The sequence below is a fragment of the Streptomyces lasiicapitis genome (genome assembly GCF_014646335.1).
In the GTDB taxonomy this organism is placed as follows: Bacteria; Actinomycetota; Actinomycetes; order Streptomycetales; family Streptomycetaceae; genus Streptomyces; species Streptomyces lasiicapitis.
Window position 1 is genome coordinate 1 of the sequence record NZ_BMNG01000020.1, and the last position, 19,076, is coordinate 19,076.

The following is a 19,076-nucleotide window of genomic DNA, read 5'->3' on the forward strand; positions in this document are numbered from 1 at the left end:
CAGACCGCCTTCCCTGCCCCGCTCGCCGCCGCGGCTTGACTTCTAGCGACGTGAGGCGTCTAACCAGTCGCCCGGCGGGCTACGCATGTGGCTGCCCCCACCGGCCCCTGACCCGACCCCTAGGGGCGCCGGACAGTGGGTGTTCGTGAGGCCCCCGGTGCCAGGCATTACCCTCGCCGTATGACCAAGTGGGAATACGCAACCGTGCCGCTGCTCGTCCATGCCACGAAGCAGATTCTGGACACCTGGGGCGAGGACGGCTGGGAGCTCGTCCAGGTCGTCCCCGGGCCGAACAACCCCGAGCAGCTCGTGGCCTACCTGAAGCGGGAGAAGCAGGCATGAGCGGCGTGGTCGAGGCGCGCATCGCCGAACTCGGTCTGACCCTGCCCGCGGTCGTCCCGCCGCTCGCGGCGTACCGGCCCGCGGTCCAGTCGGGTGTGTACGTGTACACGGCCGGCCAGCTCCCCATGGTGGACGGCAAGCTGCCGGTCACCGGCAAGGTCGGCGCGGAGGTCACGCCCGAGGAGGCCAAGGACCTGGCCCGCACCTGCGCGCTGAACGCGCTCGCGGCGGTCAAGTCCGTCGCCGGTGAGCTCGACCGCGTCGCGCGCGTCGTGAAGGTCACGGGCTTCGTCGCCTCCGCCCCCGACTTCACCGGCCAGCCCACCGTCATCAACGGCGCCAGCGAACTCCTCGGCGAGGTCCTCGGCGACAAGGGCGTCCACGCCCGCAGCGCGGTCGGCGTGACGGTCCTGCCCCTGGACGCTCCGGTGGAGGTCGAGGTACTGGTGGAGCTGCTTCCCTGACGTCCATGGGGTTGCTTCCCTGAGGCTTGCGTCCCACCCGGCGTACGCCACAAAAGGCCCCTCGAACATCCGCACCACACCGGATAGCCTCCGCCCATGGCAAATGGGCAGTGGTACCCACCGGAGTGGCCCGACCGCATCCGTGCCCTCGCGGCGGGCGAGCTGACGCCTGCCCGGCCCCGCCGGGCGGCCACGGTCATGCTCCTGCGGGACACCGCGACCTCGGTCGGCGCCGGGGGCACCGGCACGGCGGGCCCCGAAGTGCACATGCTGCGCAGGCGCGCCTCCATGGCCTTCGCCGGTGGCGCGTACGCGTACCCCGGCGGCGGGGTCGACCCCCGCGACGACGACCACCACGTCCGCTGGGCCGGACCGCCCCGCACGGTGTGGGCGGCCCGCCTGGGCCTGGACGAGGCGGCCGCCCAGGCCACCGTGTGCGCGGCCGTCCGCGAGACGTACGAAGAAGCGGGCGTGCTGCTCGCGGGCCCCACCCCGGACACCGTCATCGAGGACACCACGGGCGCCGACTGGGAGGCGGACCGCGCCGCCCTGGTCGCCCGGGACCTGTCCTTCGCCGAGTTCCTGGACCGCCGCGGCCTGGTCCTGCGCAGCGACCTCCTCGGCGCGTGGGCCCGCTGGATCACCCCGGAGTTCGAACCCCGCCGCTACGACACCTTCTTCTTCGTGGCCGCGCTCCCGCAGGGCCAGCGCACCCGCAACGCCTCCACGGAGGCCGACCGCACCGTCTGGATCGACCCCGCGCACGCCGCCGAGCGCTACGACCGCGGCGAACTCCTGATGATGCCGCCGACCATCGCCACGCTCCGCCAGCTCACCGCCTGCGCGACGGCCGCCGACGCCCTCGCCGCCGCCGAGACCCGCGACCTGCCCCCCGTCCTGGCCCAAGCCCGTCTGGAGGACGGCGAGTTGATCCTCACCTGGCCGGGCCACGACGAGTTCACGAAACACATCCCGACGGGCGGCGCGGCATGACGACCCGCCTGGCGCAGCCGGTGGCTCCGCCGCACCCGGTGGGCCCGCGCCCCGCACGTGCGCCCTTGGCGCAGCCGGTGGCCTCGTCGCGGTCGGTGGGCCCGCGCCCTACGCGTGCGCACTTGGCGCAGCCGTCGGCCCCGCCGCACCCGATGGAGCCGCGCCCTGCACATGCGCACCCGTCGCCCCTGGCCCACCCGGTGGGCCCGCGCCCCGCACGTGCGCACTTGGCGCAGCCGGTGACCTCGCCGCACCCGGTGGAGCCGCGCCCCGCACGTGCGCACCCGTCGGCCCTGGCCCACTCGGTGGAGCCGCGCCCCGCGCACGCGCACCTGCCGCACCCGTCGCCCCCGCCCCACCCGGCGAACCCCCGCCCCCCACACGCGCACCCACCGCGGCCGCCCGCCCCGGCCCACCCCGTGGCCCCGCGCCCCACACCCCAAGCCCCGACGGGAGTCACCCCCGTATGACCGAAGCAGCCGCCCTTCCCGGCCAGCCCCGCGGTGGCGTACTCGGCGGCCCCGCCACCGACCGCGCCGTCAACGTCCTCGCGCCCAACCCGTCCGCGATGACCCTGGACGGCACCAACACCTGGATCGTCGCCGAACCGGGCTCCGGCCTCGCGGTCGTCATCGACCCCGGCCCGCTCGACGAGGGGCACCTCACCCGCGTGATCGCGACGGCCGAGGCGGCCGGACACCGCGTCGGCCTCACCCTGCTCACGCACGGCCACCCCGACCACGCCGAGGGCGCCGCCCGCTTCGCCGAGCTGACCGGCAGCAAGGTCCGCGCCCTCGACCCGGCGCTGCGCCTCGGCGACGAGGGCCTCGCGGCGGGCGACGTGATCACGACGGGCGGCCTGGAGCTGCGCGTCGTACCGACGCCCGGACACACCGCCGACTCCCTCTGCTTCCATCTGCCCGCCGACCAGGCCGTCCTGACGGGCGACACGATCCTCGGCCGCGGCACCACGGTCGTCGCCCACCCCGACGGCCGCCTCGGCGACTACCTGGACTCACTGCGCCGCCTGCGCTCCCTGGCGGTCGACGACGGCGTGCACACGGTCCTGCCGGGCCACGGCCCGGTCCTTGAGGACGCCCAGGGCGCGGTCGAGTTCTACCTCGCGCACCGGGCGCACCGCCTCGCCCAGGTGGAGACGGCGGTCGAGAACGGGTACGCGGAGCCGGGCGACGTGGTGGCGCACGTGTACGCGGACGTGGACCGCTCCCTGTGGCCGGCGGCGGAGCTTTCGGTGCGGGCGCAGTTGGACTATCTGCGGGAGCACGGGCTGGTCTAGGGGCGCGGGCGGGTTCTAGGGGGTCGCGGCCGGCCGCGGTGCCTTCGTGCCGTGCACCGTGGCGTACTCCTCGGCGAGCCAGGGCCCGATCACGTCGGTGTACTCCCGCAGGGCCTGCTTCAGCTCGTTCGTGTCGGCGCCCGCGGCGGATTCGTACGCCATGTCGGCCGCCGCCCGCATCCGCTCGGCCCACCGCGGGTAGTACGCGCCGAACGCCTCCGCCATCTCCGTGAGGTCGCTGGTCCAGCCGCCCCAGCGGGGCATGACGAGCGTGAAGCCGGTGCGGACGAGGTGCCGGGAGGCGCGGCGGGCGAGGGCGCGCAGTGCGGCGGGGTCGGCCTCGGCCTCGGCGGCGCGGGCGCGCCAGCGGGGCAGGAACAGGGCCAGGTCGCCGTTGGTCTCGCGGGCGAGGAGGCTGTCGGGCCGGTAGCGGGGCAGGAATTCGGCCAGGTCCTCGCCGAGCAGGGGCGTGCAGAGGCAGGCGACGAACCAGCCGAGGTCGTACGTCTCCAGCTCGCTCAGGACCTGCGCGCGGCTCGACAGGAGGACGCCCACGCCGTCGATCTCGGCGAACTCGGCGTCGACGGCCGCGGCGACGGCGTCCGCGTCGGCGCGGTCGTCCGGCGTCGGCTCCTCGCGCAGGACGAGCAGCAGGTCGAGGTCGGAGCGGCCCACGCGCGCGGTGCCGCGGGGCACGGAGCCGTACAGATACGCGCTGTCGAGCCGCTTGCCGAAGACCTCGGCGACGCGGTCACGCGCGGTGGCGACGGCGGGCCGGAAGGCGTCCCGCACCCGCCCCAGCGAGCCCTCACGCTCGATGTAGCCCTGACTGTCGAGTCCACGACCGCCACGGCTGGCGGTGCCTCGACCGGCGGTCCCACGACTGACGGTGCCCATGGGGCCCACTGTGCAGCGTGCGGGCGCGCAGGGCACGCAATTTTGCCCGAAAGCCGACTTGTGGCGCGGGGCCGCCCCCGACTCCAGGGGCGGCCCCGACCGCGTACGAAGCCTCGGCTCCGTACGGAAGCAGCGTCAGCCGCGTACAGAAGTACGCCGGCCGCGTGCCGAAACAGCGTCAGCGCGAGCGCTTCGCGAGGCGCTCCACGTCGAGCAGGATCACCGCGCGGGCCTCCAGCCGCAGCCAGCCGCGGCCCGCGAAGTCGGCGAGGGCCTTGTTGACCGTCTCGCGGGAGGCGCCGACCAGTTGGGCCAGCTCCTCCTGGGTGAGGTCGTGCACCACGTGGATGCCTTCCTCGGACTGCACGCCGAAGCGGCGCGACAGGTCGAGCAGGGCGCGGGCCACGCGGCCGGGGACGTCGGAGAACACGAGGTCCGACATCTGGTCGTTGGTCTTGCGCAGGCGCCGGGCGACGGCGCGCAGCAGGGCGGCGGCCACCTCCGGGCGGGCGTTCAACCAGGGCTGGAGGTCGCCGTGGCCGAGGCCGAGCAGCTTGACCTCGGTGAGGGCGGACGCCGTGGCCGTGCGCGGGCCCGGGTCGAAGAGCGAGAGCTCACCGATCAGCTCGCCGGGGCCGAGCACCGCGAGCATGTTCTCGCGGCCGTCCGGGGACGTGCGGTGGAGCTTCACCTTGCCCTCGGTGACCACGTAAAGGCGGTCTCCGGGGTCGCCCTCATGGAAAAGCGCGTCCCCGCGCGCGAGCGTCACCTCACTCATGGAGGCGCGGAGCTCCGCGGCCTGCTCGTCATCGAGCGCCGCGAAGAGCGGGGCGCGCCGCAGAACGTCGTCCACGAGTTCTCTCCTTGTCGACCTGCATCAGGGGACGGTGCCCCCAGTTTGCCGGACGGTTCAAACAGTGTGATCAGTCACTCAAGTCTGCCGCACTTGTGACGGAGGCAATGCGGAAGGGGGCCAATTGGGGGCCGATCCGGGGGACCGGCGGCGGATACGGACGTCCGGACGTGGGTCGGACATCTGCTCCCAGGCCCGTGAGAGCACAGGCCACGGGGGCGGCGGTCACGGTTGTCCTGCCGAATTCTGCTGTGGGCGAACATGCTTCCGCCACCCTGGAGAATCGGACAAAACGGGCGTTGCGCGGGGTGTGAACGGGGGGCGCGCGCCCGTCTTCGTGAAGGTCAACATCGCGATGACAAGTGCGCATCTCCGCCGTCCGTGTCAGTGCTGGCCCTTACGCTGGCGCCATGGCGAAACGAGGTGTGTCGGAGGGCTCCGGGGACGCGACTCCCGCGAAAGGGAAAGCCGCAACGCCCCTCAAGAAGCCCAAACCCCCGCAATCCCGGACGGCCCTCGTGCGCCAGGCCCGCCGGATCAACCGCGAGCTCGCCGAGGTGTATCCGTACGCCCACCCGGAGCTGGACTTCGAGAACCCCTTCCAGCTCCTGGTCGCCACCGTCATGTCGGCCCAGACGACGGACCTGCGGGTGAACCAGACCACCCCCGCCCTCTTCGCCAAGTACCCCACGCCGGAGGACCTGGCCGCGGCCAACCCCGAGGAGATCGAGGAGCTGATCCGCCCGACCGGCTTCTTCCGCGCCAAGACGAAATCGATCATGGGCCTCTCGGCAGCGCTCAGGGACGACTTCGGCGGCGAGGTGCCCGGCCGCATAGAGGACCTGGTCAAGCTGCCGGGCGTGGGCCGCAAGACCGCCTTCGTGGTGCTCGGCAACGCCTTCGGAGTCCCCGGAATCACCGTCGACACCCACTTCGGCCGCCTGGTGCGCCGCTGGAAGTGGACCGAGGAGACGGATCCGGACAAGGTCGAGGCCGCCGTCGGCGCGCTCTTCCCGAAGAGCGAGTGGACGATGCTCTCGCACCGCGTGATCTTCCACGGCCGCCGCATCTGCCACTCCCGCAAGCCCGCCTGCGGCGCCTGCCCCATCGCCCCGCTCTGTCCTTCGTACGGAGAGGGCGAGACGGACCCCGAAAAGGCCAAGAAGCTCCTGAAGTACGAGATGGGGGGAGCGCCCGGCCAGCGGCTCAAGCCCCCGCCGGGCTACCCGGGCAGGCCCGCGCCGCCCCTTGGCGCCGCCGGGTGATCCGGCGACCGGACGCGAGCCCGCGCGGCGACGGGCACGAGGGACCGGAGGAGCGGGCGGAACCAGCGGAGCCGGCGGAACCATCCGCGGTGCGGAGGGCGTTGTGCAGAGACGGACGGGGGTGCCGATGACGCACGCGAGCGACATGCACACAGGCGAAACCGAGACGCATACGGGCGACACGAACATGAGCGACGGCACCGGGCGCGAGCACGCCCCCGACGGCCATGGCGCCACCCCCGCCCCCGCCCCCGACGGCCATGGCGCCGCTCCCGCCCCCCGCGGCGGCCACCACGCCCTCACCGCCCAGGGCCTGCTCACCGCCGAGGGGCTGCCCGAGTGGCTGGCCCCGGTGACGCGCGCCGTCGAGACCGTCCGGCCGGACCAGCTCAGCCGGTTCCTGCCGCCGGAGAGCGGCGCGGGCCGCCAGTCCGCGGTCCTGATCCTCTTCGGCGAGGGCGAGCGCGGCCCCGAACTGCTGCTCATGGAGCGTGCGAGCTCCCTGCGCTCGCACGCGGGCCAGCCCTCGTTCCCCGGCGGCGCCCTCGACCCGGAGGACGGCGACCCGCGCGTGGAGGGCCCGCTGCGGGCCGCGCTGCGCGAGGCCGAGGAGGAGACCGGCCTCGACCCGAGCGGCGTCCAGCTCTTCGGCGTGCTGCCGAGCCTGTTCATCCCCGTGAGCGACTTCGTGGTGACGCCCGTGCTCGGCTGGTGGCGCGCGCCGAGCCCCGTCGGCGTGGTCGACCCGGCCGAGACGGCCCGCGTCTTCACGGTCCCCGTGGCCGATCTCACGGACCCCGCGAATCGCGCGACGACGGTCCACCCGAGCGGGCACAAGGGCGCCGCATTCCTCGTCGAGTCCGCCCTGGTCTGGGGTTTTACCGCAGGCGTGATCGACAGACTGCTGCACTACGCGGGCTGGGAGCTCCCTTGGGACCGGGACCGGCAGGTCCCGCTCGACTGGGGCTCATGACAAGGTTGCGGGGACCACGGCGATCACGAGGCGAGGCGAGGCGGGGACTGATGCGAGGCGAGGACTGAATCCGTGAACCTGCTGGACATCCTGCTGCTGCTCGCCGCCGTGTGGTTCGCGATCGTCGGCTACCGCCAGGGTTTCGTCGTCGGCATCCTCTCCGTGATCGGCTTCCTCGGCGGCGGCCTCGTCGCCGTGTATCTGCTGCCGGTGATCTGGGACGCCCTGACCGACAAGGGCGACAAGGTCAGCACGACCGCGGCCGTCGTCGCCGTGGTCGTCGTGATCGTCTGCGCCTCGGTCGGCCAGGCCTTCACCACCCACCTCGGCAACAAGCTGCGCAGGTACATCACCTGGCAGCCCGCCAGAGCCCTGGACGCCACCGGCGGCGCCCTGGTCAACGTCGTCGCCATGCTGCTCGTGGCCTGGCTGATCGGCTCCCTGCTCGCGGGCACGACACTGCCGACACTCGGCAAGGAGGTCCGCAACTCCAAGGTGCTGCTCGGCGTCGACCGCGCCCTGCCCGGCCAGGCCGACACCTGGTTCACGGACTTCTCCTCCGTCCTCGCGCGCAACGGCTTCCCGCAGGTCTTCAGCCCGTTCTCGGACGAGCCCATCAAGGACGTGCAGCCCCCGGACCCCAAGCTCGCGGGCAGCAAGGTCGCCGCCGAGGCCAAGCGCTCCATCGTGAAGGTCAGCGGTGACGCGCACAGTTGCGGCAAGGCCCTCGAAGGCACCGGCTTCGTGTTCGCCCCGCGCCGCGTCATGACGAACGCGCACGTGGTCGGCGGCGTCGACGAGCCCAAGGTGCAGATAGGGGGCGAGGCCGAGAAGTACGACGCCAAGGTCGTGCTCTACGACTGGAAGCGCGACATCGCCGTGCTCGACGTACCGACCCTGCGCGCCCCCGCGCTGCAGTTCACCCCCACCGACGCGCAGAGCGGCAACAGCGCGATCGTGGCGGGCTTCCCCGAGGACGGCCCCTACGACGTGCGCTCCGCGCGCGTGCGCGGCCGCATCACGGCCAACGGCCCGGACATCTACCACCGGGGCACGGTCCGCCGCGATGTGTACTCGCTGTACGCCACGGTCCGCCAGGGCAACTCCGGCGGCCCGCTGCTCACCCCGGACGGCAAGGTCTACGGCGTGGTGTTCGCCAAGTCCCTCGACGACCCGGACACCGGGTACGCGTTGACCGCGGACGAGGTGCGCGAGGACATCGAGCGCGGCCGCACCGCCAACCAGGAGGTCGACAGCCAGGGGTGCGCGCTCTAGAGAGCCCCGGAGCGGGTCAGTTGCGGGGGCGCGGCGCGTCAGTCGCGGGTGTGCCGCAGCCGCGCGGACATCCAGCGGGCCCTGCGGCGCAGGATGCGCGGGATGCCGATGGCCTGAGCGGAAGCCGCGTGGCCGGGGTGTCCCGGATCGTGCGGACCGCCCCTCTCGTGGCCGTTCACCACGGTGGCCGTCCGGCGCTTGCGTGCTACGTCACTGTAGTCGTGCGTCCAGCCCATACCCGGACGTGTGCCCGTGCCTCAAGGTCGGTAACCGCGCCCAAGGGCCCCAATTGGCCTATGCGGCAGGCAATTGGCGTTCGTAGGACAGTAGTTCCCTGCGGGGGTGACGAACCGTGACGAACGTTCTACCGGTCCGGCTCGGGATCCTTGAGCCAGGACACCAACTCGTTGGAGAACGCCACCGGGTCCTCCTCGTGCGGGAAGTGCCCGAGACCGTCGAACAGCCGCCAGCGGTAGGGCGCTTCGACGTACTCGCCCGAGCCGGCCGCGCTGCGCGTGCGCAGGACCGGGTCCAGGGAGCCGTGCAGATGCAGCGTCGGCACCCGCACCGGCCGCTTCATGCGCCGGTTGAACTGGATCCCGTCGGGCCGCGCCAGGGACCGCACCATCCAGCGGTAGGGCTCGATCGCGCAGTGCGCCGTCGAGGGGATGCACATGGCGCGGCGGTACGTCTCCACGGCCTCGTCGTCCGGCAGGCTCGGCCCGGACCAGTCCCGCACGAGCCGCCCCACCAGGGCCCCGTCGTCCGCGACGAGCTGCCGCTCGGGCAGCCAGGGCCGCTGGAAGCCCCACACGTACGACCCGGCCGCCGTCTGCTTGCGGTCCCGCAGCATCGCCGCGCGCCAGCGCCGCGGGTGCGGCATCGAGGAGACGGCGAGGCGGCGCACCAGCTTGGGCCGCATCACGGCGGCCGTCCACGCCAGGTAGCCGCCCAGGTCGTGCCCGACGAGCGCGGCGTCGGGCTCGCCGAGGGAACGTACGACACCCGTGATGTCCAGGGCCAGGTTCGCCGGGTCGTAGCCGCGGGGCGTGCGGTCGCTGCCGCCCACGCCCCGCAGGTCCATCGCCACCGCGCGGAAGCCCGCGTCGGCGAGCGCGACGAGCTGGTGCCGCCACGTCCACCAGAACTGCGGGAAGCCGTGCAGGAGCAGCACCAGCGGGCCCTCGCCCAGCTCCGCGATGTGGAAGCGGGCGCCGTTGGCGGCGACGTCCCGGTGCGTCCAGGGGCCCTCGATCCGTACGGTCGCGGGAGTCGCCGCCGTGGGCCTGGCCGTGGGTGGGGCTTGGTCCGTCATGCAGTCGAGCGTGCCACAGCCTCGGCCCGCTCACCGGACTCCAGCTCAAGGGCGCCCGCAGGGGCCACGGCGCGCGGGTGCGGCTTGACGTTGCCCAGTACGGCGGCGGTCTCCTTGGCGGCGGCCGCGGCCTTCTGCGGTCCCTTGCCCTTCGCGGCCTTCTTCGCGTAGACCACGCCGATCCACGCCAGAAGTCCGGCCACCAGGACATTCGCCGCGAACGACAGCACGAAGCAGATGGCCATGTTCCAGCCGCTCCAGGTGCGGATGCCGTAGGCCAGGGCGAAGCTCAGCATCGGCAGCGAGAAGATGAGGACGGCGGTGGCCGCGATGAACGCGGCACTGCCGATCGCACCGCGCTTGACGTCCTGCGTCAGCTGGGCTTTGACCAGCGCGATCTCATCGTGCACCAGCTCCGACATCTCTTTGCTCGCCGCGGAGACGAGCTGGCCGAGGCTGCGTTCGGTGCCGACGGGACCGTCGGGTGCGCTCATCGCTTGCTCCTCATTTCTCTGACTTCTTCTCTGCCTGCGGACCTGTCCGCGTTCCCTGCTCGCGGACCTGTCCGCGCGGACGGCCTTGGCGGCTGTGCGCGCGGAAGTTCTGGTCAGATCAGATCATGCCGGACCATCGTGCCTGTCGCTCGATCCGGCTGACAGTTGAGCAAGTCTGCGGTGCTCGGCGGCCTTCTTGTCGTAGATCTCCGCCATACGCAGGTGGTAGTCCGGATTGTCCTGTTCGTAGATGTCGGGGATGCCGTCGAGGTCCTCGTCGCGCTCCTCGTCCTCCCACAGCGCGCGGTACTTGCGGTTGCGCATCTTCAGCAGGACTCCGGAGAGAACGGCCGCTATCAGCGAGCCGATCAGCACGGCGGCCTTGATCTCGTCGGTGAGCAACGGGTCCTCGCTGAACGCGAGTTCCCCGATGAGCAGCGAGACAGTGAAGCCGATTCCGGCGAGCGAGGCCACCGCGAACACATCCGGCCAGGCCAGGTCCTCGTTCAGCTCGGCCTTGGTGAAGCGGGCCGCGAGCCAGGTGCCGCCGAAGATGCCGACGGCCTTGCCGACCACGAGTCCGAGTACGACGCCGAGCGTCTCCGGCTTGGTGAAGACGTCCCCGACCGCCCCGCCGGAGACGGCGACACCGGCGCTGAACAGCGCGAACAGCGGCACGGCGAGCCCCGCCGAGAGGGGACGTACGAGATGCTCGATGTGCTCACCGGGGGAGTGCCGCTCGCCCTCCTCCTTGTGGCAGCGCAGCATCAGGCCCATGGCGACACCGGCGATGGTGGCGTGGACGCCGCTGTTGTACATCAGCCCCCAGATGGCCAGGGCCAGCGGAACGTAGATGTACCAGCCGCGTACGCCCTTGCGCAGCAGCAGCCAGAAGACCGCGAGGCCGAGGACCGCGCCGCCGAGCGCCGCGAAGTTCAGGTCGCTGGTGAAGAAGATCGCGATGATCATGATCGCGAAGAGGTCGTCGACGACGGCGAGCGTCAGCAGGAAGGCGCGCAGCGCCGACGGAAGCGAGGTGCCGATGACCGCGAGGACCGCGAGCGCGAAGGCGATGTCGGTCGCGGTCGGCACGGCCCAGCCGTCCGTCGCGCCGCCGCCGAGGGTGTTCACCAGCGTGTAGACGAGCGCCGGCACGGCCATGCCGCAGATCGCGGCGATCACGGGCAGCGCGGCGGCCTTGGGTTCACGCAGATCGCCGGCGACGAGCTCTCGTTTGAGCTCGATACCGGCGACGAAGAAGAAGACCGCGAGCAGCCCGTCGGCCGCCCAGTGCTGTATGGAGAGGTCGAGGCCGAGCGAGCCGGGTCCGATGTGGAAGTCCCTGACGCTCTCGTAGCTCTCCTTGATCGGGGTGTTCGCCCAGATCAGCGCCGTGATGGCGGCGATGAGGAGGAGTACGCCACCGACGGTCTCGGTCCGCAGCGCCTCCGCGACGAAGTTCCGCTCGGGCAGGGAGAGACGTCCGAGAAACTTGCGGTTGCTGCTGGCGGGCGCGGCCACGAGAGTCGACCTCCGGTCGGTAGGCAGGGCTGAGCACATGCCGACCAGACTTCCCGGCGCACCTAGGTATTTCTTGTCGCGTTGTTGACGTTGATCCTTAGCTTACCTAACCGTGCGCCTGGACTTATCCGGCGAAATTCACTGTAAGCACAAAAGAGGCACCCGGCGCGGGTGGCGCCGGGTGCCTCTTGAGTGCTGGAGCGGTGCTCCGGTGGTGCTCCGGTGGTGCTTCTGAGTGGGTCAGTCCTCGCTGGGTGCGGCCGGGAGCTTGGACTGGATCAGGTCCATCACGGACGAGTCCGTGAGCGTGGTCACGTCACCGAGCTGGCGGTTCTCCGCCACGTCCCGCAGCAGCCGCCGCATGATCTTCCCGGAACGGGTCTTCGGCAGCTCCGCCACGGGCAGCACCCGCTTGGGCTTGGCGATGGGCCCGAGGGTCTTGCCCACGTGGTCGCGCAGCCCGGCGACCAGCCCCTCGTCCTCGGCGTTCGCCGTGCCCCGGAGGATCACGAAGGCGACGATGGCCTGTCCGGTGGTCTCGTCGGCGGCACCGACGACCGCGGCCTCGGCCACGGCCGGGTGCGACACGAGCGCCGACTCGACCTCCGTGGTGGAGATGTTGTGCCCGGAGACGAGCATGACGTCGTCCACCCGGCCGAGCAGCCAGATGTCCCCGTCGTCGTCCTTCTTCGCGCCGTCACCCGCGAAGTACTTGCCCTCGAAGCGGGACCAGTACGTGTCGATGAACCGCTGGTCGTCGCCCCAGATCGTGCGCAGCATGGACGGCCACGGCTCGGTGAGCACGAGATAGCCACCGCCGCCGTCCGGCACCTCGCGCGCCTCGTCGTCCACGACCGTCGCCGCGATCCCGGGCAGCGCCCGCTGCGCGGAGCCGGGCTTGGTCTCGGTCACGCCGGGCAGCGGCGAGATCATCATGGCGCCGGTCTCGGTCTGCCACCAGGTGTCCACGATCGGGCACTTGTCGGCACCGATGTGCTTGCGGTACCAGATCCACGCCTCGGGGTTGATCGGCTCGCCGACCGACCCGAGCACCCGCAGGCTGCTGAGGTCGAACTTGGCGGGGATGTCGTCGCCCCACTTCATGAACGTACGGATCGCCGTCGGCGCCGTGTACAGGATCGTGACGCCGTACTTCTGCACGATCTCCCAGAACCGGCCCTGGTGGGGGGTGTCCGGGGTGCCCTCGTAGATCACCTGCGTCGCGCCGTTCGACAGCGGTCCGTACGTGATGTACGAGTGGCCGGTGACCCAGCCGATGTCGGCCGTGCACCAGTAGACGTCGGACTCCGGCTTGAGGTCGAAGACCGCGTGGTGGGTGTACGACGCCTGCGTCAGATAGCCGCCGGACGTGTGCAGGATGCCCTTCGGCTTCCCCGTCGTCCCCGAGGTGTAGAGGATGAACAGCGGCTGCTCGGCCTCGAACGCCTCGGGTGTGTGCTCGGCGGACTGCTTGCCGACGACGTCGTGCCACCACACGTCACGGCCCTCGGTCCAGGCCACGTCCTGCTTGGTGCGCTGGACGACGAGCACCTTCTCGACACCCTGTACGCGGCCGACGGCCTCGTCGACCGCGGGCTTCAGCGCGGACGGCTTGCCCCGGCGGTAGCCGCCGTCGGCGGTGATGACGAGCTTGGCGTCGGCGTCCTGGATGCGCGCGGCGATGGCGTCCGCCGAGAATCCGCCGAAGACCACCGAGTGCGCGGCGCCGATGCGGGCGCACGCCAGCATCGCCACGACCGCCTCGGGGATCATCGGCAGATACACGGCGACCCGGTCGCCCGCGGTGATCCCCAGCTCGGTCAGGGCGTTGGCCGCGCGGCTGACCTCGTCCTTCAGCTCGGCGTAGGTGATGGCCCGGCTGTCGCCGGGCTCACCCTCGAAGTGGATGGCCACGCGGTCGCCGTTGCCCGCCTCGACATGGCGGTCGACGCAGTTGTACGCGACGTTGAGCTTGCCGTCCTTGAACCACTTCGCGAACGGCGGGTTCGACCAGTCGAGCGTCTCGGTCGGTTCGGTGGCCCAGGTCAGCCGGCGGGCCTGCTCGGCCCAGAAGCCGAGCCTGTCAGCCTTGGCCTGCTCATACGCCTCCGCCGTGACATTGGCGTGCGCCGCCAGCTCGGCCGGTGGCGCGAACCTGCGCTCCTCACGAAGCAGGTTGGCCAGGCTTTCGTTACTCACGACATGTCCCTTTCCCAGGGTGTCCGTTGTGTCCCCGGCCACAGCTCATCAGACACCCGGCCCCGGTGACAAGGGCTTCTAGGAATTGGTTTAGACCTCTACCGGGCGGGTGGGGGTGACCTGGCTGAACACCTCGTCAGATGCCTGCCCAGCCGTCGCCGTCCCACCCCCGTCCGCACCCCCTTCCGTGCTCTCTGCCAGCAGATATGCCTGCGCCTCGCCCACGTGGAAGTACATTCCGTGCAGCTCGATGGTGCCCTCGGCGAGCCGCCTTGCCACCGCCTCGTGGGCCCTCAGGTGCTCCAACTGCTGCACGACGTTGGTGAGACAGAGCTGCTCGACCACGTCGACGGGGGCGCGGCCCGCGATGCGGGGTGTGCTTGTCGTGCCTGAGGCGCTTGAGGCGCTTGAGGTGCCGACCCCTGCCGGGCCGGAGGCGTCCCCTTCTCCCTCTCTTTCTCCCTCTGTCCCCACGAGGCCCTGCCCGACCGTCCGCTCCAGGCTGGGCAGCGCGTGCCGCAGCCACCGCTTGAGGGGGGTCGGCGCCCCGGTCGTCGGCGTGGTGAGCAGCGCCTGCATGGCTCCGCAGCCCGAATGCCCGCACACGGTGATGGACTTGACCTGGAGGACGTCCACCGCGTACTCGATCGCGGCCGCCACCGAGTCGTCGCCGCTCTCGGCGCCGGGCAGCGGCACGAGATTGCCCACGTTGCGCACGACGAAGAGGTCGCCCGGACCGCTGGACGTGATCATCGACGTGACGACGCGGGAGTCGGCGCACGTCAGGAAGAGCTGCACGGGCTGCTGTCCCTCGCGGGCGAGCCGGGCCAGCTCACCGCGCACGCGCGGCGCCGTGTGCTGCTGGAACGCGCTGATGCCCTTGGCCAGTTGGTGCTGCTCGCGGCCGTCCGCCCGCGGGGCCTCCTGGGGGGTGTCGCACTGGTGGTTGCGCCACGGCGTCCAGGGGCGGCAGCCGCAGTGCGCCGTGGCCGCGGGCTCCGTGATGCGCTGCCCGCCGCGGCCGGTGACCTCGGCGCTGCCGCCGTGCGCGGCATGCGAGTCCAGCCAGCTGTTCAGCGTCTCGTACGCCGCGTGGTCCATGAAGGAGCCGTCCAGCTCCACGACCGCGTGCGCCCGCTGGGGGATGTGGTGCAGGCAGCGGCTGAGCCGGGGCACCGCGAGGAACGTCAACTGCCCGCGCACATGAACGTGGTGGACGCCCTCCGAGTCCTCCTCGCAGGTGATGCGGGTGCGGGCGAGGCGGTGCAGGGCGACGGCCACGGCGACGGCGACGCCGGTGGCCACGCCTTCCAGGACCCCGAGCACGGCCACGCCGAGGGTGGTGACGACGTAGACGAGGATCTCGCGGTGGCGGGTGACGCTGCGGATGTGGTTGAGGCTGACCATCTGGATGCCGATGGCCATGACGAGGGCGGCGAGCGCGGCCAGCGGGATCAGCTCGAGGACGGGCACGAGCAGCAGGGCGGCCACTACTACCCAAACGCCGTGCAGCATCGTGGAGTTCCGGCTCACGGCTCCGGCGCGGACATTGGCCACGCTGCGCACCGCGACCCCGGCGATCGGCAGTCCGCCGAGCGCCCCGGACACGATGTTCGCGGCGCCCTGGCCGCGCAGCTCGCGGTCGAGGTCGGAGCGGCCGACACCCGGCGCGGCCCCCGGGCGGGCGCCGCTGAGCTTGTCGATGGCGACCGCGCCGAGGAGCGACTGCACGCCGCACACCAAGGTGACGGTGAGCACGGCCGCGACGAGCCCGAGCACGGGCCCCTCGGGCAGACCCACGAGGGCGTGGCTGCGCCACGAGGGCAACTCGACCTTGTCCAGGCGCAGATGGGCGAAGCCGGCGAGCGCGGTGGCCGCCGTCACCGCCACCAGGGGCGCGGGAACGGTCCGGGCGACGCGCCCGGCCCACCCGGGCAGCCGCGGCCACAGGACCAGGGCGAGGAGTGTCAGGAGGCTGATCGACAGCGCGGCCGGGTGCAGGTCGGCCAACTGGGCGGGAAGCGCGCCGAGGTTGGCGGTCACGGAGCTCTGCGGGGTGCCGCCCAGCACGATGTGCAGTTGGGCGACGGCGATGGTGACGCCGATTCCGGCGAGCATGCCGTGTACGACGGCCGGGCTGACGGCGAGCGCCGTGCGCGCCACCCGCAGGCAGCCGAGGCCCACTTGGGCGAGGCCTGCGAGGACGGTGATGGCGCAGGTGGTCCGCCATCCGTACCGCTGGATGAGGTCGGCGGTGACGACCGTGAGGCCGGCGGCGGGGCCGCTGACCTGGAGCGGGGCGCCGCCCAGTCGGCCGGCGACGAGCCCGCCGACGGCGGCGGCGACCAGGCCCGCCTGGAGCGGGGCGCCGGTGGCGAGGGCGATGCCCAGGGACAGCGGCAGGGCGATCAGGAAGACGGCGACGGACGCGGACACGTCGGCGCCGGCGATGCGGAACCTCTTGCGCGGCGGTGGCGCGTGGGGCTGCTGGGCGCGTGGGCCGTGAGCCGATTCGGTGTCGCTGGTACGGACGCAGGCAGTCATGGTTCCCGTCTCCTCCGGGGCGGCGCGGTCGCGGAACAAGGGGTCCTCCGGCAGGCACCGGAGGGCGGGTCGCGGCCGTGGGTCACGGCGTTGCAGCGGCGGGATATATCAACTCTCGGTAAATGGATCGTAATGCTGAGTAAAGCTCGCGTCTGGACCTTCCGGGCAAATGGGGTATCTGATCACCTCAATGAGTGAATAAAAATGCTTATCGGCTTGTCGTAATACGTCCCCCGCGCCGCCATGCGAAGTTGCTGCCGTTCTGTCCCGACTTGCAACGGAAGAAGGTGGGCGGAAGATGGCCGCCAACCCAAGGACTGGGGCGGGGGCGCGGCGGACGGCCGCGGGCCTTGCCGCACTCATGGTCTGCACGGCGGCCCTGGCCGGGTGCGCCGACGACTCGCCGGGCGCCAAGGGGGGCGCGCACGGGGCGAAGAAGCCGGCCGGTGCTCCGGCGCCCAAGGCCGCGGTGCGCATGATCGGGGACGGCTCGACCGCGTTCACCGGTCAACAGCCGCTGCTGCCCAGGCCCGAGCGCCTCAGACCGGGCCAGAAGCCCCCGCAGTTCGTGGTGTTCTCCTGGGACGGCGCGGGCGAGGACGGCCAGAAGCTGTTCTCGCACTTCCGCAAGGTCGCCAAGCGCAACGACGCCACGATGACGTACTTCCTCAGCGGCGTTTACATGCTTCCCGAGGAGAAGCGGAGGCTCTACAAGCCGCCGCAGCATCTCGAAGGCAGCTCGGACATCGGCTTCAACGACCGCGCCGGAATCAAGGACACCGTGGACCAGCTCCGCGGCGCCTGGCTCGAGGGCAACGAGATCGGCACCCACTTCAACGGCCACTTCTGCGGCACGGGCCGGGGCGTCGGCGAGTGGTCGGTCGAGGACTGGAAGAGCGAGATCGGCCAGGCCAAGTCCTTCGTGAAGGCCTGGAAGACCAACACCGGTCTGAAGAAGGCAGCCCCGCTGCCCTTCGACTACGACCGGGAACTCATCGGCGCCCGCACCCCCTGCCTCGAAGGCCGCACCAACTTCATGCGCGCGGCCCGCGAACTCGGCTTCCGCTACGACACCAGCGGCGTGAACAACCAGCTCTGGCCCAAGAAGAAGGAGGGCCTGTGGGACCTGTCGATGCAGCTCGTGCCGGTCCCGGGCCGCGGCTTCGAGACGCTCACCATGGACTACAACTTCATGGTGAACCAGTCCGGTTCGACCTCTCAGGGCGACCCGGACCAGCACGAGTACTGGGGCGACCAGATGCGTGACGGCCTGCTCCGCGGCTTCGCGCGCGCCTACGACGGCAACCGCGCCCCGCTGATCATCGGCAACCACTTCGAGTCGTGGAACGGCGGCACGTACATGCGCGCCATCGAGGAGACCATCGAGCGCGTCTGCACCAAGCGCGAGGTGCGCTGCGTGTCCTTCCGGCAACTCGCCGACTGGCTGGACGCGCAGGACCCGCAGGTCCTGGACAGGCTGACCCGGCTCGGCGTCGGCAAGGCCCCGAAGGAGGGCTGGCGCCCCTACCTGTCCGCCAGGCCCGCCCCGGCGCCCAAGGGAGTCCCGGGCGCGGAGCCGGCCAAGCGGTGATCAAGCCGTAGCGGTGATCAGGCCGTAGCGGCGGCCGGGCACTCACGCAGGACGAAGTCGGGGTCGACCTGGGCGGCCAGGTCGACCCCGGTCCGCTCGCTGCCCCAGCTCCGCGCGTTCTTCAGGTGGAAGTGGACCATCTGGTGGGTGTACCGCTCCCAGTCGCGGCTGTCGTACGTGGCGTCGGCCGCGTCCTGGAGCGTCTTCAGGGCGAGGTGGTTGCCCTCCTCCAGGAGTGCGAACCGGGGCGGACGGCCCTTCTCCATGGAGCGCACCCAGTCGGAGTGCCCGACGGTCACCAGGAGGTCGTCGCCGACCTGCTCGCGCAGGAAGTCGATGTCGTCCTGGCCCTGCACCTTGTTGCCCACGACCTTGAGGGCGACGCCGAAGTCGCGTGCGTATTCCTTGTACTGGCGATAGACGGAGACCCCCTTCCGGGTCGGCTCGGCGACGAGGAACGTCATGTCGAAGCGGGTAAACATCCCGGAGGCGAAGGAGTCCGAGCCCGCGGTCATGTCGACCACCGCGTACTCGTCGCGGCCGTCGACCAGGTGGTTCAGGAGCAGTTCGACCGCTCCCGTCTTCGAGTGGTAGCAGGAGACACCGAGGTCGGCTTCGGTGAACTGCCCGGTGACCATCAAACGGACGGCGCCGCCGTCGAGTTCCACGGCCCGCGCACACGTCTCGTACACCGGGTTGTCCTCGCAGACCCGCAGCAGCCGCGAGCCCTCGCCGGGCGGAGTCGTCTTGATCATCGAATCGGAGCCGGCGATGCGCGGGTTGGTGCCGCGCAGATAGTCCTTGATCAGCGGCAGCCGCCCGCCCATCGCCGGCAGTTCGGCGGCCTGCTCCTCGTCGAGGCCGAGCGCGGCGCCCAGGTGCTGGTTGATGTCGGCGTCCACGGCGATGACCGGGGCGCCGGTGGCGGCGAGGTGACGGATGAAGAGCGAGGACAGCGTGGTCTTGCCGCTGCCGCCCTTCCCGACGAAAGCGATCTTCATGTTCATGTAGCGTAGCCGCGCCCTCTTCCGCCGGGCGCCGTTCGGGAGAAGA

The 19,076-nt window shown here is 71.5% G+C and carries 17 protein-coding genes; 8 read left to right on the plus strand and 9 right to left on the minus strand.

Going from position 1 to position 19,076, the window contains the following annotated elements:
* Window positions 1–180: 180 nt before the first annotated feature.
* From sp36 to IEY91_RS35635, 4 genes are all read left to right on the plus strand, one after another.
* Entirely contained in the window at window positions 181–342 is a 162-nt protein-coding gene (sp36, locus tag IEY91_RS35620; RefSeq protein ID WP_003975360.1) for a Sp36 family protein, read from the plus strand.
* Window positions 339–806 (plus strand): RidA family protein, encoded by a 468-nt coding sequence (locus tag IEY91_RS35625; RefSeq protein ID WP_164322412.1) that lies wholly within the window; start codon window positions 339–341, stop codon window positions 804–806. Before sp36 ends, IEY91_RS35625 begins: the two co-directional genes overlap by 4 nt.
* A 96-nt stretch (window positions 807–902) precedes the next feature.
* The gene (locus IEY91_RS35630) at window positions 903–1,799 is read left to right on the plus strand and encodes an NUDIX hydrolase (RefSeq protein WP_189177128.1); all 897 of its coding nucleotides are present in this window, start codon (window positions 903–905) and stop codon (window positions 1,797–1,799) included.
* A gap of 466 nt (window positions 1,800–2,265) precedes the next feature.
* Window positions 2,266–3,096 (plus strand): MBL fold metallo-hydrolase, encoded by an 831-nt coding sequence (locus IEY91_RS35635; RefSeq protein WP_164322407.1) that lies wholly within the window; start codon window positions 2,266–2,268, stop codon window positions 3,094–3,096.
* A gap of 15 nt (window positions 3,097–3,111) precedes the next feature.
* Here the strand turns inward: IEY91_RS35635 and IEY91_RS35640 are convergent, their stop codons facing one another.
* Together IEY91_RS35640 and IEY91_RS35645 are read right to left on the minus strand one after the other, a co-directional pair.
* Complete coding sequence (locus IEY91_RS35640) at window positions 3,112–3,993, minus strand: nucleotidyltransferase domain-containing protein (protein WP_189177129.1); 882 nt, start codon at window positions 3,991–3,993, stop codon at window positions 3,112–3,114.
* 178 nt (window positions 3,994–4,171) lie between these two features.
* Window positions 4,172–4,846 carry a Crp/Fnr family transcriptional regulator gene (locus IEY91_RS35645; protein ID WP_016642758.1) on the minus strand — a complete coding sequence of 225 codons (675 nt, stop codon included), beginning with the start codon at window positions 4,844–4,846 and terminating at the stop codon, window positions 4,172–4,174.
* Between the two features lie 410 nt (window positions 4,847–5,256).
* Here IEY91_RS35645 and nth point away from each other — a divergent pair, with 410 nt between their 5' ends.
* The 3 genes from nth to IEY91_RS35660 all read left to right on the plus strand — a co-directional run bounded on the left by nth (window position 5,257) and on the right by IEY91_RS35660 (window position 8,359).
* Window positions 5,257–6,111 carry an endonuclease III gene (gene nth / locus IEY91_RS35650; protein ID WP_189177130.1) on the plus strand — a complete coding sequence of 285 codons (855 nt, stop codon included), beginning with the start codon at window positions 5,257–5,259 and terminating at the stop codon, window positions 6,109–6,111.
* A gap of 145 nt (window positions 6,112–6,256) precedes the next feature.
* A complete protein-coding gene (locus tag IEY91_RS35655) occupies window positions 6,257–7,084 on the plus strand; it encodes an NUDIX hydrolase (protein WP_189177131.1) in 828 nt (275 codons plus the stop codon).
* Window positions 7,085–7,156: 72 nt separating this feature from the next.
* Window positions 7,157–8,359, plus strand: coding sequence for a MarP family serine protease (locus IEY91_RS35660; protein WP_189177132.1), 1,203 nt, complete (start codon window positions 7,157–7,159; stop codon window positions 8,357–8,359).
* 38 nt (window positions 8,360–8,397) lie between these two features.
* Here IEY91_RS35660 and IEY91_RS35665 read toward each other — a convergent pair whose 3' ends face one another.
* From IEY91_RS35665 to IEY91_RS35690, 6 genes are all read right to left on the minus strand, one after another.
* The gene (locus IEY91_RS35665; protein ID WP_164322399.1) at window positions 8,398–8,595 is read right to left on the minus strand and encodes a hypothetical protein; all 198 of its coding nucleotides are present in this window, start codon (window positions 8,593–8,595) and stop codon (window positions 8,398–8,400) included.
* Between the two features lie 128 nt (window positions 8,596–8,723).
* Complete coding sequence (locus IEY91_RS35670) at window positions 8,724–9,674, minus strand: alpha/beta fold hydrolase (RefSeq protein ID WP_164322397.1); 951 nt, start codon at window positions 9,672–9,674, stop codon at window positions 8,724–8,726.
* Window positions 9,671–10,168, minus strand: a complete 498-nt coding sequence (locus IEY91_RS35675; RefSeq protein ID WP_164322395.1) for a phage holin family protein — start codon at window positions 10,166–10,168, stop codon at window positions 9,671–9,673. Before IEY91_RS35675 ends, IEY91_RS35670 begins: the two co-directional genes overlap by 4 nt.
* Before the next feature lie 123 nt (window positions 10,169–10,291).
* Window positions 10,292–11,689: a Na+/H+ antiporter NhaA gene (nhaA, locus tag IEY91_RS35680; protein ID WP_229697446.1), complete on the minus strand. Its 1,398-nt coding sequence runs from the start codon at window positions 11,687–11,689 to the stop codon at window positions 10,292–10,294.
* 240 nt (window positions 11,690–11,929) lie between these two features.
* Entirely contained in the window at window positions 11,930–13,930 is a 2,001-nt protein-coding gene (acs, locus tag IEY91_RS35685; RefSeq protein WP_189177133.1) for an acetate--CoA ligase, read from the minus strand.
* 48 nt (window positions 13,931–13,978) lie between these two features.
* On the minus strand, window positions 13,979–16,432 hold the full coding sequence (locus tag IEY91_RS35690) for a SulP family inorganic anion transporter (protein ID WP_189177134.1): 2,454 nt from the start codon (window positions 16,430–16,432) through the stop codon (window positions 13,979–13,981).
* Between the two features lie 298 nt (window positions 16,433–16,730).
* Between IEY91_RS35690 and IEY91_RS35695 the strand changes: the two genes are divergently transcribed.
* Window positions 16,731–18,023, plus strand: a complete 1,293-nt coding sequence (locus IEY91_RS35695) for a polysaccharide deacetylase family protein (protein ID WP_164322390.1) — start codon at window positions 16,731–16,733, stop codon at window positions 18,021–18,023.
* A gap of 17 nt (window positions 18,024–18,040) precedes the next feature.
* Here IEY91_RS35695 and IEY91_RS35700 read toward each other — a convergent pair whose 3' ends face one another.
* Entirely contained in the window at window positions 18,041–19,030 is a 990-nt protein-coding gene (locus IEY91_RS35700; RefSeq protein WP_164322388.1) for an ATP-binding protein, read from the minus strand.
* Between the last annotated feature and the right edge of the window lie 46 nt (window positions 19,031–19,076).